This window comes from Bradyrhizobium sp. CCBAU 25338 (assembly GCF_028128965.1).
Taxonomy (GTDB): domain Bacteria; phylum Pseudomonadota; class Alphaproteobacteria; order Rhizobiales; family Xanthobacteraceae; genus Bradyrhizobium; species Bradyrhizobium liaoningense.
This window is the reverse complement of record NZ_LFKY01000002.1, coordinates 354,194-368,726: the sequence shown is the minus strand read 5'-3', so window position 1 is coordinate 368,726 and position 14,533 is coordinate 354,194. Positions and strand designations below refer to the sequence as shown.

Below are 14,533 nucleotides of genomic sequence, written 5' to 3'. Positions count from 1 at the left end.
ATATATCTGAGCATTGAGGCCACTAATGGCGTGGCGACCTCAGAATGAGAACGATCCGGCCGTTTGATTGAAGCAGGTCTCGCGTTCTTTCACGCAACTGGAAAACGGCGATTGCTGGAGGTCGTTTGCAGGCTCGCAGACCACCTGGGCACAGTTATCGGCCCAGAGCGCGATCAGTTGCACGGCTAGCGTGGCCATCCGGAAATCGAACTTGCGTTGGCACGCCTCTAGGAAGCGACAAAGGAGCGGCGATATCTCACGCTAGCCAATTAATTCGTGGAGCAACGCGGCATGGAGCCGCACTTCTACGACATCGAGTAAGAGAAGCGCCAGCAATCCCGCGTCGCCAATCCGAAGGCACGCATTGGATTATAAGCGTATAGCAAGCGCACTTGCCGCTTTCGGAGCAGCGGACTGCAATAGGTCATGCGGTTCGTTTTCTATACCTCATAGCTGCAATAGCTCATCTCGCGCGTCTGCGCCAGAACGAGCAGCAGCGCCAAACTTGCCTACGGCTATGGCGAAACATGGTCCAGCGCCTCCTTTATTGGGAATTGGACGCTGATTGACCTGCTGACCCACGCAGGCGATATCGTTGGTCAGCGCCGCAGGCGAGCCTGTGCCGGCAAGGTGGCCATCCAGCCGCTGCGGTTGCTCATAACCGGACCGCCGTGTCGTTCAAAAGGAAGCCGTATGACAAGCCAACTTGAGGGGCCCACCGGATCGTACTCTTTTAAGAGTTCCGCCGCGCCGCTGATGTTCGCGCGCCGTATGCTGGGCGGGCAAGTCGCGGTTCCGAGTGCGAAGACGTTGCTCAGTGCGTGATCGTCGTTCCGACGAGCATTTAGATCGGACAAGAACTCGCAGGTTGATCAAATCAGATGTCACCTCGCTCGCCATATGCCTTCAATGCGATGTCGAGGCACTTGAGTAGCTCTTGCCTGCCAAATGGCTTGGCGAGGAAGCCAATCGCCCCGGCCTCCAAGGCTGACGCGCGCGCGCGCTCGTTGGGGAAAGCTGTAATGAAAATGAAAGGTGTGTCGTAACCACGCGTCCGCATCTCTGCCAGCAGCTCCAGCCCGCTCATAGTCGACATCTGCACATCGGTAATGACACAGGATGTCTCATTCAAGTACGGCGACCGCAGGAGTGCCTCGGCCGACGCAAATATCTGCACGACGTAGCCACGCGATTTCAAAAGGTTTTCTGTCGACGCACGGACGGAGACGTCGTCGTCAACGACGGAAATCAAAGGCGTGGACAAGATGAGCCCTCCCGACGCAGTACAGCGGCAGCCAAAGCGCTAGCCACTTTCGGCGAAAAGTGGGCTTAAGTGATGGAATTGTAAAATCATACTTGCGTTTGTTCGGAACGATTGACGCGAATTCCCAGCGTCTCGCTCATTCTGATCAGGTCGGCCAGCGACCGGGCACGCATCTTTTTCATTACGTGACCCCGGTAGATCTTCACCGTAATCTCGGCGAGCCCAAGTTCGGCGGCTACCTGCTTATTCATCAGGCCGGCCGCGACCAGTTTCATCACTCCCTGCTCGCGCGGGCTTAAGGTCTCAAATAGAGACTGCAGGTTCGCGACCGTTCGCTGAGCTTCCCGTCTTTTGCGATCTCGTTCGGTCGCCGCAACCACGGCATCAAGCAGTTCCTGATCGCGGAACGGCTTGCTGAGAAAATCCACCGCACCTCCCTTCATGGCCTTGACGGTCATGGGAATGTCGCCATGGCCCGTAATGAAAATGATCGGGATGTGTATGTTCAACCTGGCCAGCTCGGTCTGGTAGTCAAGGCCGCTCAGGCCCGGCAGCCGGACATCAAGAACTAGACAGCTTGTGACGTCCGGAATTGTGCTCTGCAGCATTTCACGGGCCGATCCAAACGCAACGACCTCCAACCCTACCTGTTGAAAAAGATTCGTAAGTGAGCGGCGCACGGAGATGTCATCCTCAACGACAAAGACGATCGGCTTCGTCGAGGCCTCGGCATTGCTACCCTCACCTGGCGAGTCAAATCGTCCTGTCACTGGAGGGCCTCCTTGTGCACGGGCAGGGCAAACTGGAAGGTCGCGCCCGGTTCATTTTTCTGGAGAAGCAATAGCCGGCCTCCATGAGCTTCCACGATAGAACGGCAGATCGAAAGGCCCATTCCAAGGCCACTCGACTTGGTGGTGAAGAAGGGATCCAAGACGTGGTCAGCGTCCTTCTCGGCGATCCCGACGCCGCAATCGGCCACGGCAAGCTGCACGTGCCCCAGATCGTCCTTGGATGATTGAATCAGAAGTTCGCGCGGCCGGTCTGTAACTGCGTCCATCGCCTCGATTCCGTTCATTACCAGATTGATGATCACCTGTTGTAGCTGAATTCGGTCACCGAGGATCCTAGGCAGCGCGGCCGCCAACTCGGTTCGCAACGTCACTCGGTGGCTCACCAGTTCTCGTGTTACCAGCGCAATGACGTCCCTAACGACCTCATTAATGTCGAGTGGCACCATCTCAATCTCGCCCTTCTTCGCGAGCGCGCGAACACTGCGGATCACCTCGCTTGCCCGGATTGCGTCCTCGATGATCCATTCCACCGAAGAGCGCGCGGCGGCAAGATCAGGAGCTTCCCGTGCCATCCAGCCGAGGCACGCATCGGCGTTGTTGAGAATAGCGGCGAGTGGTTGGTTTATCTCGTGAGCGATGGAAGTCGTCAGTTCTCCTAGCGTCGTTACACGCGTCACATGTGCAAGCTCCGCTTGTGCCTTTCGCAGCTCTTGTTCGGCCTGATCAGCGCGAATAAGAGCCGTTATGTCAGTGCTGACGCCCCGATAGCCCAGAAAAGTTCCGTTTCCGTCGAAGAAAGGCTTGCCACTCGTGCGGACATAGATCGGAGATTTCGTCCGATTCACGGTGCGGTAGACGAGATCCCGAAACGGCAGATGCGCCTGCAACGTCGCCCGATGCTGACGCCACTTCTCGGGTTCCTCTTCCGTGTCGCACGCAATGTCCCAGCGAAGCAGGCCCATCACTCCTGTCGCCAAAATTCCCGCTGCGCTGGTGTGCTCGGACAAGTGAGTGACCCGATGATCTGGCCCGGTCTCCCAGAGCCAGTCGGAAGCTGTCTCGGCATAGTCGCGAAAGCGCTGCTCGCTTTCGCGCAGCGCGACAAGTGTGTTTTCCAGGCGTTCCCTAGCTGCGTGCTGCTCGGTGACATCCATATGTGTTCCGATGAGCTCGCTGACATTACCATCGCTGCCGAGGACAACGTGTGCAACGGAGTGTATGCGCCTTATCCCGCCATCTGGCAGAAGAATACGAAAATCATACTCGAACCGTTCTTCCACGTGTTCAATCGCCTGCCGCTGCACCTCCTGTAGCCGCGGCAAGTCGTCCGGATGGATGCGCGATCGAATGGTCTCGATCGATACCGGCTCTTGTGGGCTAAAGCCAAACAGACGATCGACCTCGGCGGAGCGATACACGAAATCTAGACCGTAGACGTCCCAGGACCAGCTGCCTGTGTGAGTGAGATGCTGGGCCTCGGCCAGATAGGCCTCGCTGCGGCGCAGCTGCTGCTCTGCTCGCCTCGCCGCCGTAATATCCGTGGCTGCCCCAACAAACTCGATGTCACCAGAGGCTGTCCTCGTGGCTCGTGCCTGCGCATGAATGTGCTTTACCGAGCCGTCCGGTAGCAGAAGCCGGTATTCGTGCTCGAAATCGCTCGGGTCTCGCATCGCGCGATCGATAATTTCTCTAACCGAAGCCCTATCATCTGGATGAGTGCGCTCAACGACGAGTTCCGGCCCCGGTGGCACTGTCTGAGGGTCTAATTGGAAAATCCGAAATGTTTCTTTGGACCAGAAGGCCTCACCCGTAGTGGGGTTCCAGCTGAAGCTGCCTGTATGACTCAGCTCCTGCGCCTGGGCCAAATGCGCTTCGCTCCGCTGCAGTGCAAGCTCGGTCTGCTTGCGCTGCGTGATATCTTCGCAGGCTATAAGGGCGACGGGGCGCTCGTCGGCCCAAAGCATGGCCTTGGCGTGTTCACGTACCCACAAAACAGAGCCGTCCTTCCTCACTTTCCGGACGTCCCAAGTGCGGGATTGTCCAACATCATCAAAGCACGCCCGAATGCATTTGCGGACGAATCCACGATCCTCCTCAAGGAATATGCCGAGCACTGATTGGTTGATCAGTTCTGCACAAGCGTATCCCACTTGTGTCGCGCCGAACGTATTGACGTTGAGGACAATGCCGGCTTCATCGACCATGAAGTACATGGCCGGATTGTGCTCGAAGATTGCGCGCCACCGTTTTTCACGATCCTCCAAATCCGTCGCACTTCGCTGAAGCTTGGCCGCAGCCACGCGCGCAGCCTCTCGTTCCTGGCGGAGTTTTCCGATCAGGTGCGTTCCCACAATTGAGACAACAAAGAATGCAACAACCACAGAAACATCGCGCGGATCATCGATTCGCAGACTGAACGCCGGCGGCGCAAAGTAGTAAGCGAGAGCAGCGATTGCCACGATGCAAAGCGCGGATGACGCGATGAAGCTGCCCATCAACGAAAATAGTAAGACTACTAACAAATAGGCGAACGCCGTGGCGGCGAAATGCGCGTGAAAGTACAAGCAAGTCAGTGTGACCGCGGCTAGCGTTATGCTGCCCAAGGTCAACTGAGGGGCTGAAAGTTTAAGTCTGCTGATACTATACATTTTGAGACCGTCCGGCCTGTTCTCCGGCGGGAGAGCTATCGCATTTTAGGCAAAAATGAGGCAATCTTAGACGCTTGAGTCCGCCTTAGACGCTTGGGTCCGCGGGTGAGCGTGTCCGAGATTGATCACCGCTGCCGAACTCAGCACGAGCGGGGAAAAAACGCATCATAAACATACGTATAGTTGTCCTAAACTTATCAATAGGTGTCGCAGACGCGGCCCCTGTCGAAGCTGAAATGTCTGCTTTGCGCCGCTGCCGGTAGGGGCCAGTCTCTTGAGCCTACAGCCGATGCATCCCCTTACACCCCTGGAATGAGGACAGCGGTTTCAGTTCAGCCGGGAGGTAGAATCGAAAGGAATCAGGCGCGCCTCCAAACCGGCAAAGAGCAGAAACAAGCTGCCGAATCACTGGTCTCGCCGGCACGAAGAACGCGCAAGTGCCATCCCGCCTAGCTGCGAAAGACTCGTTTCCATCTGGTTTCGCTGGAATCGAGCGGCGACATCGACGTCGAACCGAAGCCAGCTTTGCAACGACTCGCCACGCCTCCGTCGAGCGCCATCTAATCCACGCTGATCACACCCACCATGATCTGATGACGCAGCGCGCATAGTAACGACGGATGACGAGTTGCGTCCGCAGGATCCCTCCCGCGCTCTTACTCGTGTGAGGCAAGGGGAGCGACGCCATGTGAGTATTCTAGGCGGATTAATACCTGGTGCGTCACGCCGGACGTGTTCTGTCGCAGTCTTGTGGCTTGGCAAAAATGTTGCACAAGCGCTCAGGTGGCCGGTAGCCTGACCGCGAAAGAGAAGCCCTGAAGAAAGGCCTACTTCTTTGCAGGCCTGCCTCTCAGGAGAGGCGTCTGGCCGCCGCGCAAGGGCTGCGCACCGGAGAGCGCATGAGATAGTCATTCGCGCCCGAATGGCGGCGGCTAAGATGCCGGACCTACCTCATTGTGCTTGTAGTGTCGATAGTGGTGGAAACGGTGGGCTGGCTGAGCCGAGCCTGCAGGGTCACGTGATCGAGCTCGCCTTCCCACCAGGATACGAACACAGCCGCGATGCCATTACCGATGATGTTGGTAAGGGCGCGCACCTCGCTCATGAACTTGTCGATCGAAAACACGATTGCCATACCCGGCACTAGAGTTGGGTTTACCACCGATAATGTCGCAGCGAGCGTGATGAAGCCTGCGCCGGTGACGCCGCTTGCTCCCTTCGACGTTAGCATTGCGACGAGCAGGATCGTGAGCTGCTGGCCAAAGGTGAGATCGACGCCGAGTGCCTGGGCAATGAACAATGTTGCAAGTGTCATATAGATGTTGGTGCCGTCAAGGTTGAAGGAGTAGCCAGTTGGCACCACCAGTCCGACTACCGGCTTGGAGCAGCCCAGCCGCTCGAGCTTCTCCATCAATTGCGGCAGCGCGCTTTCGGAGGACGACGTACCGAGCACGATCAGAAGCTCGTCCTTGATAAAGACAAGGAACTTGAAGATTGAAAAGCCGACGAGGCGGGCGATCAGACCAAGCACCACCACCACAAACAGCGCAGCCGTCACGTAGAACAGCGCGATGAGACCGATCAGATTGCCGAGTGCTGCGGGCCCGAACTTGCCCACCGTGAAAGCCATGGCGCCGAAGGCGCCGATCGGGGCCGCTTTCATTACAATAGCGATTACTCCGAACACCGCGTGCGCGACGTCGTCAATCATCCCGCGCAAACGCTCCCCACGCTTTCCCAGCGCCATCAGCGAGAAGCCGAAAAGGATCGCGAACAAGAGAACCTGCAGAACGTCGCCGCGAGCGAAGGCGCCGATCACGCTATCGGGAATGATGTTGAGAACAAAGTCGACGGTTTTCGAGGCTTCCGCCTGCTTGACGTAATTGGCAACCGCCGCAGCATCCGGCTTAACCGCAAGGCCATGGCCGATTTGGACCAGATTGCCCATAACGAGGCCCAACAGCAAGGCAAAGCTGGAGACGATCTCGAAATAGAACAGCGCCTTGACGCCGACGCACCCGACTTTCTTGGCATCCTGAATATGCGCAATACCAGATGTAACAGTGCAGAAAATAATCGGCGCAATCACCATCTTGATGAGCTTGATGAACCCGTCACCAAGCGCCTTGATCCAGTCGTTTGTGGCGATAGACGGCCATAGGCAGCCAACCATGACGCCAATTAAGATCGCGATTAGCACCTGGACGTAGAGTATCTTATACCAAGCTTGCGACGCGCGTACAGGCAACGCAGTTGCCATGGTGGTCATGACGCTTCCTTCCCGAATATACTCGAATGTGAGCCGCCGCTTTGTTGAGAGACGACAGCGTCATACGAGACCAATCATTTTTGCCTTGCCCTGATTGAAGACGGTTCCGAGAGCCGGCGCGTCCTTCAAAAGGCAGACGTTTAGTTACGTTGTCCTTTCTCCCTAAGCAAGATATGCACCAGATCCCAAACTGCGGCCGATTAACAAGTCGCGGACAACTAGCCTGTGTTCGGCGGCATCGGCTTGAGTACTCGTACCGCGTTCGCGCAAGGTCGAACAAAAACCGTAGCGCGCATTAGCGCCGATACGTCTCGGTTGGAGTCACTGAGATCGATGCAACAGTATGTGGCATTCGTAAAATTGATATTTTGGATTGTACGCATTTACCGGATGGAAGCCTGGTTTATGACTCCATTGCGCGGACAAGATCTTTGATGGATGAACTGCGTTGCCGCTAGCGGCGAAGCTCGTTGGTGCCGGAGCGTGTGTCTCCACGCCTGTGCTGACCCTGCGCATGAGCTGGGGCGGTCGAGAGGCGGCCTTCGCTCGCGGCCCCTCGCGCCTTTGGCACGTCGCAGAAGCAGCGTACGATGATTTCTCAGCTAAATCTTTCGCGTTGCTGCCGAGCGTTCAGCTACCGGCCCCGGCGAGGGCGGCGTTTGAGCCGCCGACAAGCGAAACAGGCATCTGTCGAGGTTTTAGAAGTCTGCCGTTTTCGTTGCGCGGCTGTCACTGTCTGCTCGGGAACAAAGATGCTTGAAATCTGACAGAGCGTTAGGTCCCCTCCACAGTGACGTTAGCGTCTGCGTGGCTTTTTTCACATTGGGCATAGAGCCGCCACAGTTCGCACGCGGCACAGGAATTGCTGATGACACAAGGAGAGGCTGCCGCCGTCGGTTGGATCGAGGCGTACTTGTCACAGGAGTTGTCGATTGTGATGCTGTTCTTGCTCGCAGAAGCGACGCGCGTGAATTCGGCGGCCGCAACGAGCTGCCGCGCTACCAAATGGCTATTCGCGCCACATCGCTGGATGAGCCGGACATGCAGGCGATCACTGTCAGGATACGGCGACCTGGGCTCACTGGCGGGCTGACGCACGTGAATGTCGATTCGTCAGAGATTTCGCAATCCGTTGCGCTCACAATCGAGCTCGCTAGCGTGACGACCGTGATCCTCCTCGTGATTGGTGTGCCCCTCGCCTGGTGGCTATCCCGCTCAAAGACTTTTCTGAGCGAGGCGGTGGCCGCGATGATCGCACTTCCACTGGTGCTACCTCCAGCGGCTCTCGGCTTCTGCGTACTCGTTTTGCTCGGCCCCGACGGACCGGGTGGCGTTCTCGCCTCTTTCTGGGGCGGGCGAACGCTCGCTTTTACCTTCGGGGGTATCGTGGTCGGATCGGTGCTCTCGGCCCTGCCATTGGTCGTGCAGCCTATACGTAACGCCTTTGTTGCGGTTGGCGGTCACCCGTTGGAAATGAAAGGGCGTGTTTCGCCATTGTATGCCTTCATTGCCATCAGTGCGCCGCTGGCGCGACTGGAGCTTGTTAAAGCAGCCGTGCTCGGATTTTCTCATACGATCGGCACATTCGGCGTCGTGATGATGATCGGCGGCAATATTCCTGGACGCACCAAGGTGTTGTCGGCCTACGTCGTAGACTACGTGCAAGCGTCGCGTTGGCACGAGGCAAGTGTGGTTGCCGCTGGTATGGTGATGTTCGCCCTTGCGACAATCTTCACCTTAGCCATCATCGACAGACATTGTGCTAGGCGAGGCACCGAACCATCCTAGCCTTGCCACATATCCGACAGCGGCCGAGCCGCAGTATTACAAACTGGATCCATCCGCCCCTTCGAGGCTACAATGAACAACCTTGTTATGGTCGCAGCGGCAGCCGCAATCGGCTTCAATTCAGTGCAGTCCGCGCCTCTGCCCGAAGCGAAGGCCGATGACGTCGGCGTTTCTCAGCAGCGCCTTGCAAAGCTAGACCAGTTCTTCGCTCGGGAGATCGCGAGTAAACGCGTGCCGGGCGCGGTGGTTGCAATCGCCAGAGACGGCAAGCTGATTCACTACAAGGCGTACGGACAACTCGATCCGGCAAAGGGAAGGTCGATGCGGCTCGACGCGATATTCGCGCTTGCTTCTATGACCAAGCCGATGGTGGCCGTTGCGGGTCTTATCCTCATGGAACAAGGTCGCCTGCCTCTACAGGCCAGACTTACGGATTACTATCCGGAATTCGCAGGCATGAAGGTGGGAGTGCCACAGCATGACGGTTCACTGAAGTTTCAAACGCAGAATTCTCCGATCTTGATCCACGATCTTTACCGCCACACATCCGGGCTCACCTATGGCGCGCCCCCCAACAGCTCAGACCAAGTGGCGCGTCTCTACCCCGATTTCGCTGCTCCGGCACTAAGGGGTGATAAGCAGGCTTTCATCGAAGCCATTACCAAGCTGCCGCTAGCGCATCAACCGGGGACAGAATTCGAATACGGCTTCTCGAGCGATGTGCTGGGAGCTGTCGTGGAACAAGTCAGCGGACAGCGATTGGGCGACTATCTTGCCAGCAACTTGTGGAAGCCAATCGAAATGCAAGATGCCACTTTCCATTTGTCGGAATCGCAACGCAAGCGCCTGGCGCATCCATTTCCAGACGACCCGCTGACGGGAAAACCACAAGAGATCGAGCTCCTCGAAACTCCGACGAATTTTGACTGCGGGGGAGCCTGCGCATTTGCGACAGTCGGTGACTACGTGCGCTTTGGACAAATGCTCCTGAACGGCGGGGAGCTCAATGGCCAGCGCATTCTTGGTCCGAGGACGGTGCGTCACATGATTTCCGATCACCTCGGACCAGGGATTAAGAATAAGGTTGCCAATGTGGAGGCGCACCGTGCCGGCTTCGGCTTCGGGCTTGGAGTGGCTGTACGCATCAACGAGGGGCTCTCGGCGGTTCCGGGCAATCCAGGTGAGTTCACATGGACTGGCGCCTACGGGACACAATTTTTCTGCGACCCAAAAGAGCGTCTGGTCGCGGTGGTCGGGACGGCGGCGCCCGGAGAAATCCGGAAGTATTACCGCGAACAAGTCCAGTATATCGTCTATGCTGCGATAATCCGATAATTCGCTTTCCGCCGAAAGGCGCGATGAGCCGTTTGGTGTAGTAGGCGGACAGTATTGCTAGGACGGATCGATGCCGACTGAAAGTAGGCGCCGCCGTTTTCTATCGGCGTCAGACGAATCGCAGCATGCTTCAAAAGCGCAATCGCCTCCGCCATTGCGAAGAATCTCCTTCAAGCAAGGTGCGTGTCGCGATGCGCCAACGATGTCGCACGTTGCTAACGATTGGCTTGCGCGATGAAGGCTCCGAGGTGATAGCTGTAAACGTCCGGTCTGTCGCCACCCACGGCACCGTAGAAAAGCCGCGCGGCGAGCCGCTTTGAAACCAAGGGCAGATCGGATCGAAGCAGACCTAAAAAGGCGACTTAGTGTGCGCACCACAGCTCAGCCCATTGCGGATTCTCTTCCTCGCTCGACAGCCGCTTTGGTACGTGCTGCCTGCATAGTTGCGACTATGAGCGCTTCAACGCATCCTTGTCAGTAATCGGCAAGTCTGATTGAGGCGGGGGCAGTGCGGTGCCCGTCAACTGAACCAATTCTATTCAACGATCGGCATGACGAGTGTCGCGGTTGTGCAGGAGCGTAGTCCCCTGCATGGCTGAACCATAGTGCTGATTTGTTGAAGTGCTCACATCGACTCTCAAAAACTGGACAACATGAGCGTGACAGATCAATGCTCCAGCTTCTGGCGCGTCGGGTTCGACAATCCGCAGACCTCGAAGTGGCGCCTTGATATCTTTCGAGTGTTTCGCTTCGCTGGCCTGTTTCTTGCTGAACGTCACCAATTCGTAACGGCTGGCGACAATTCGCAAGGACGGTTTCATGGGTGATGGAAGGGAAACGTTCTACAGCGTGATCAGACGCCAGGGTATCACGCGTCGTAGTTTCCACAAATTCTGCAGTTTGACCGCCGCGAGCTTGGGACTTGGTCCGCTCACCGCAAGCAGAATTGCGCACGCCCTGGAAACCAAACCGCGTGTGCCCGTCATCTGGCTGCACGGGCTCGAGTGTACCTGCTGCTCGGAAAGCTTTATCCGCTCGGCCCATCCCTTGATCAAAGACGCGCTGCTGTCGATGATTTCGCTCGACTATGACCATATGATCATGGCGGCGGCAGGACACCAGGCTGAGGCCATCCTGGAGGAAACGCGTGCCAAGTACCAAGGTGGGTATGTGCTCGCCGTTGAAGGCAATCCCCCGTTGAACGAAGGTGGCATGTTTTGCATTGACGGCGGCAAGCCGTTCGTTGAAAAGCTCACGTCGATGGCGGAAGAGGCAATGGCCATCGTCGCTTGGGGTACGTGTGCGTCCTGGGGATGCGTGCAAGCGGCCAAGCCAAATCCGACTGGCGCGGTGCCGATCGATAAGGTGGTCACCAATAGGCAGATCATCAAGGTGCCTGGGTGCCCTCCTGTCGCAGAGGTCATGAGTGGCCTCGTGACTTTCATCACCACGTTCGGAAAGCTTCCCGAGCTTGATCGCCAAGGGCGCCCAAGTATGTTTTATTCCGAGCGCATTCACGATAAGTGCTATCGGCGGTCCCATTTCGACGCAGGCCAATTCGTCGAAGAGTGGGACGACACCAATGCACGCAAGGGCTATTGCCTGTACAAGATGGGCTGCAAGGGGCCAACCACCTACAACGCCTGTTCGGCACTTCGATGGAACGGCGGCGTTTCATTTCCGATTCAATCCGGCCACGGCTGCCTCGGCTGCTCCGAAGACAGCTTCTGGGATAAAGGGCCATTTTACGACCGACTCACAACCATCAAGCAGTTCGGCATTGAGGAGAACGCCGACGAGATCGGCATGGCCGCTGCCGGCGTGGTGGGGCTAACCGTCGCTGCCCACGCGGCGGTCACCGCCGTGAAGCGGTTGACCCATCGGCCGGATCGCCCAGCCGACAAAGGCAAACCGAGTTGAGGAGGGGACGACAGTGGCCGTCCAGACGCCGAATGGGTTTAATCTCGATCGTTCCGGCAGGCGAATCGTTATCGATCCGCTGACGCGCATCGAAGGCCACCTCCGCATCGAAGCCAATCTCGATTCCGAGAATGTGATCCGCAATGCGGTCTCAAGCGGGACGATGTGGCGTGGCATCGAAGTCATCCTGCGCGGGCGCGATCCGCGCGACGCCTGGGCGTTCACCGAGCGGATTTGCGGGGTCTGCACCGGCACCCATGCGCTCACCTCCGTGCGCGCAGTTGAAAATGCACTAGGTATTACGATTCCGGAGAATGCCAATTCGATCCGCAACATCATGCAGCTGTGCCTGCTCGTGCATGATCACCTCGTACATTTCTATCACCTCCATGCGTTGGATTGGGTCGACGTGGTCTCCGCGCTCAAGGCCGATCCCAACTCGACCTCTACACTGGCGCAGTCTATCTCGCCCTGGCCACTGTCATCCCCTGGCTATTTTAAGGATTTGCAGATCCGGCTGACCAAATTCTTCGGATCAGGGCAGCTCGGTCCGTTCAAGAATGGCTATTGGGGGCATCCGGCCTACAAACTGCCACCGGAAGCGAACCTGATGGCGGTCGCTCATTATCTGGAAGCGCTCGACTTTCAGAAGGAGATCGTCAAGATTCAAGCTATTTATGGTGGCAAGAACCCGCATCCAAACTGGCTCGTGGGCGGCGTGCCGTGCGCGATCAACATCGAGGGAATCGGTGCGGTGGGCGCGATCAACATGGAGCGACTGAACATTGTGTCCTCCATCGTCGACCGCTCGATCGAGTTTGTCGAGCAGGTCTACCTGCCCGACGTTACCGCGATCTGCTCGTTCTATAGGGACTGGCTCCACGGCGGTGGTCTTTCGAGCAAAAGCGTAATGTCCTATGGCGACATCCCGGAAAAGGCCAATGACTGTTCCGCCGAGAGTTTTAAGCTGCCGCGCGGGGTCATTCTTGATGGCAATCTCAAGGAGATACTGCCGATCGACCATGGTGACCCCGAACAGATCCAGGAGTTCGTCGAGCATTCATGGTATAAATACCCCAGCGATTGCTGTGGACTGCATCCCTGGGATGGTATTACCGAGCCGAGTTTTGAACTTGGGCCAAAACTCAAAGGCAGCAAGACAGATATTAAGGAACTCGACGAGGGCGGCAAATATTCCTGGATCAAAGCGCCGCGCTGGCGCGGCCGTGCCGTGGAGGTCGGGCCGTTGGCCCGATACATCGTCGGTTATGCGCAAGGCAAAGCCGAGTTCAAGGAGCCAGCCGAGAGACTGCTCAAGGAGCTCAATCTTCCTTTGACTGCGCTGTTCTCGACGCTTGGCCGTACTGCGGCGCGGGCGCTCGAATGCCAATGGGCGGCCCATCAGATGCGCTATTTCCAGGATAAGCTCGTAATCCACATCAAGGCGGGCAATACGGCAACTGCCAATATCAGCAAGTGGAGCCCGGAAAGCTGGCGCAAGGAAGCCAAAGGCTACGGTTTCACTGAAGCGCCTCGCGGTGCGCTCGGGCACTGGATTAAGATCAAGGACGGTAAGATCGACAATTATCAATGTGTCGTGCCGACGACGTGGAACGCATCTCCTCGCGATTCGAAGGGCAATATTGGCGCTTTTGAAGCTTCCCTGATCGGTACCCCGATGGCCGATCCGCAGCGGCCTCTGGAGATCTTGCGCACCATCCATTCCTTTGATCCGTGCTTGGCTTGCTCGACGCACGTGATGAGTGCTGAGGGCCAAGAAATGGCTTCAGTTAAAGTTCGTTAGGTCCATGCAGGACACGGCTCAGAAGCTTCTTGCCGCCGTCGATGCGGCACCGACTGCTCGCAGGAGGGGCGGCGGCGTCGCCTACATTTATGCGCCGGTGCGACTCTGGCATTGGGTTAATGCGGCTGCGATTCTGGTGCTGAGTTTAACCGGCTATTTTATTGGAACCGGGACACCAGCGACGTGGGGAAAGGCAAGCGGCAGTTTCCTGTTCGGCTATATCCGCTTCGCTCATTTCTCGGCGGGATATGTGCTCAGCGTCGGCTTTCTTCTACGCATCTACTGGGCTTTGATGGGAAACGCGAATGCCATACAAATCTTTTGCGTGCCGCTCTGGCGCGGCTGCTTTTGGCGGGAATTGTACCACGAGATTCGCAGGTATGCCTTCCTTACGGTTGAGCCTGAGACGGGCCTCGGGCACAACCGCCTTGCTCAGCTCGCAATGTTCTTCATGTTTACGCAGACGATCACATTCATGGTCGTCACAGGCTTTGCACTTTATGGGCAAGGTGCTGGTACTGACAGCTGGCAGTACAAGGTGTTCGGCTGGGTGTTTTCACTCTGGCCGAACAGTCAGGACGTCCACACCTGGCATCATCTCGGCCTATGGGTGATCGTGATGTTCGCGCTGGTCCACATCTACGCGGTGCTCCGGGACGACATCATGTCGCGCCGCAGCTTCCCTTCTATGAAGTAGGTGAGCGCGGGTTTGAC

The 14,533-nt window shown here is 57.2% G+C and carries 12 protein-coding genes; 6 read left to right on the top strand and 6 right to left on the bottom strand.

Going from position 1 to position 14,533, the window contains the following annotated elements:
- Nucleotides 1-39: 39 nt before the first annotated feature.
- Nucleotides 40-198 (bottom strand): hypothetical protein, encoded by a 159-nt coding sequence (locus ACM42_RS03200; protein WP_271526571.1) that lies wholly within the window; start codon nt 196-198, stop codon nt 40-42.
- 194 nt (nt 199-392) lie between these two features.
- Between ACM42_RS03200 and ACM42_RS38600 the strand changes: the two genes are divergently transcribed.
- A complete protein-coding gene (locus ACM42_RS38600) occupies nt 393-569 on the top strand; it encodes a beta-L-arabinofuranosidase domain-containing protein (RefSeq protein ID WP_442868888.1) in 177 nt (58 codons plus the stop codon).
- A gap of 308 nt (nt 570-877) precedes the next feature.
- Here the strand turns inward: ACM42_RS38600 and ACM42_RS03195 are convergent, their stop codons facing one another.
- The 4 genes from ACM42_RS03195 to dctA all read right to left on the bottom strand — a co-directional run bounded on the left by ACM42_RS03195 (nt 878) and on the right by dctA (nt 6,972).
- Complete coding sequence (locus ACM42_RS03195; protein ID WP_271526570.1) at nt 878-1,264, bottom strand: response regulator transcription factor; 387 nt, start codon at nt 1,262-1,264, stop codon at nt 878-880.
- 86 nt (nt 1,265-1,350) lie between these two features.
- On the bottom strand, nt 1,351-2,034 hold the full coding sequence (locus ACM42_RS03190; RefSeq protein ID WP_271526569.1) for a response regulator transcription factor: 684 nt from the start codon (nt 2,032-2,034) through the stop codon (nt 1,351-1,353).
- Entirely contained in the window at nt 2,031-4,703 is a 2,673-nt protein-coding gene (locus ACM42_RS03185) for a PAS domain S-box protein (RefSeq protein ID WP_271526568.1), read from the bottom strand. The genes ACM42_RS03190 and ACM42_RS03185 overlap by 4 nt, the downstream gene beginning before the upstream one ends.
- A gap of 946 nt (nt 4,704-5,649) precedes the next feature.
- The gene (gene dctA, locus ACM42_RS03180; RefSeq protein ID WP_271526567.1) at nt 5,650-6,972 is read right to left on the bottom strand and encodes a C4-dicarboxylate transporter DctA; all 1,323 of its coding nucleotides are present in this window, start codon (nt 6,970-6,972) and stop codon (nt 5,650-5,652) included.
- A 1,098-nt stretch (nt 6,973-8,070) separates the two neighbouring features.
- Here dctA and ACM42_RS03175 point away from each other — a divergent pair.
- Complete coding sequence (locus ACM42_RS03175) at nt 8,071-8,760, top strand: molybdate ABC transporter permease subunit (protein ID WP_271526945.1); 690 nt, start codon at nt 8,071-8,073, stop codon at nt 8,758-8,760.
- Nucleotides 8,761-8,832: 72 nt separating this feature from the next.
- Nucleotides 8,833-10,095, top strand: a complete 1,263-nt coding sequence (locus ACM42_RS03170; protein ID WP_271526566.1) for a serine hydrolase domain-containing protein — start codon at nt 8,833-8,835, stop codon at nt 10,093-10,095.
- A gap of 539 nt (nt 10,096-10,634) precedes the next feature.
- Here ACM42_RS03170 and ACM42_RS03165 read toward each other — a convergent pair.
- Entirely contained in the window at nt 10,635-10,904 is a 270-nt protein-coding gene (locus ACM42_RS03165; protein ID WP_271526565.1) for a hypothetical protein, read from the bottom strand.
- 10 nt (nt 10,905-10,914) lie between these two features.
- Here ACM42_RS03165 and ACM42_RS03160 point away from each other — a divergent pair, with 10 nt between their 5' ends.
- From ACM42_RS03160 to cybH, 3 genes are read left to right on the top strand one after another with little or no spacing between them, the layout of a single operon-like run.
- A complete protein-coding gene (locus ACM42_RS03160; RefSeq protein ID WP_271526564.1) occupies nt 10,915-12,015 on the top strand; it encodes a hydrogenase small subunit in 1,101 nt (366 codons plus the stop codon).
- Nucleotides 12,016-12,028: 13 nt separating this feature from the next.
- The gene (locus ACM42_RS03155; RefSeq protein ID WP_271526563.1) at nt 12,029-13,819 is read left to right on the top strand and encodes a nickel-dependent hydrogenase large subunit; all 1,791 of its coding nucleotides are present in this window, start codon (nt 12,029-12,031) and stop codon (nt 13,817-13,819) included.
- Between the two features lie 4 nt (nt 13,820-13,823).
- Nucleotides 13,824-14,516, top strand: coding sequence for a Ni/Fe-hydrogenase, b-type cytochrome subunit (gene cybH, locus ACM42_RS03150; protein WP_271526562.1), 693 nt, complete (start codon nt 13,824-13,826; stop codon nt 14,514-14,516).
- Nucleotides 14,517-14,533: the final 17 nt, after the last annotated feature.

What these genes read in the sequence shown, in the direction of transcription:
- ACM42_RS03200 (WP_271526571.1), bottom strand. Translation starts at nt 198, where the DNA reads ATGGCCACGCTAGCCGTGCAACTGATCGCGCTCTGGGCCGATAACTGT.
- cybH (WP_271526562.1), top strand. Translation starts at nt 13,824, where the DNA reads ATGCAGGACACGGCTCAGAAGCTTCTTGCCGCCGTCGATGCGGCACCG.
- ACM42_RS03160 (WP_271526564.1), top strand. Translation starts at nt 10,915, where the DNA reads ATGGGTGATGGAAGGGAAACGTTCTACAGCGTGATCAGACGCCAGGGT.
- dctA (WP_271526567.1), bottom strand. Translation starts at nt 6,972, where the DNA reads ATGACCACCATGGCAACTGCGTTGCCTGTACGCGCGTCGCAAGCTTGG.
- ACM42_RS03170 (WP_271526566.1), top strand. Translation starts at nt 8,833, where the DNA reads ATGAACAACCTTGTTATGGTCGCAGCGGCAGCCGCAATCGGCTTCAAT.
- ACM42_RS03185 (WP_271526568.1), bottom strand. Translation starts at nt 4,703, where the DNA reads ATGTATAGTATCAGCAGACTTAAACTTTCAGCCCCTCAGTTGACCTTG.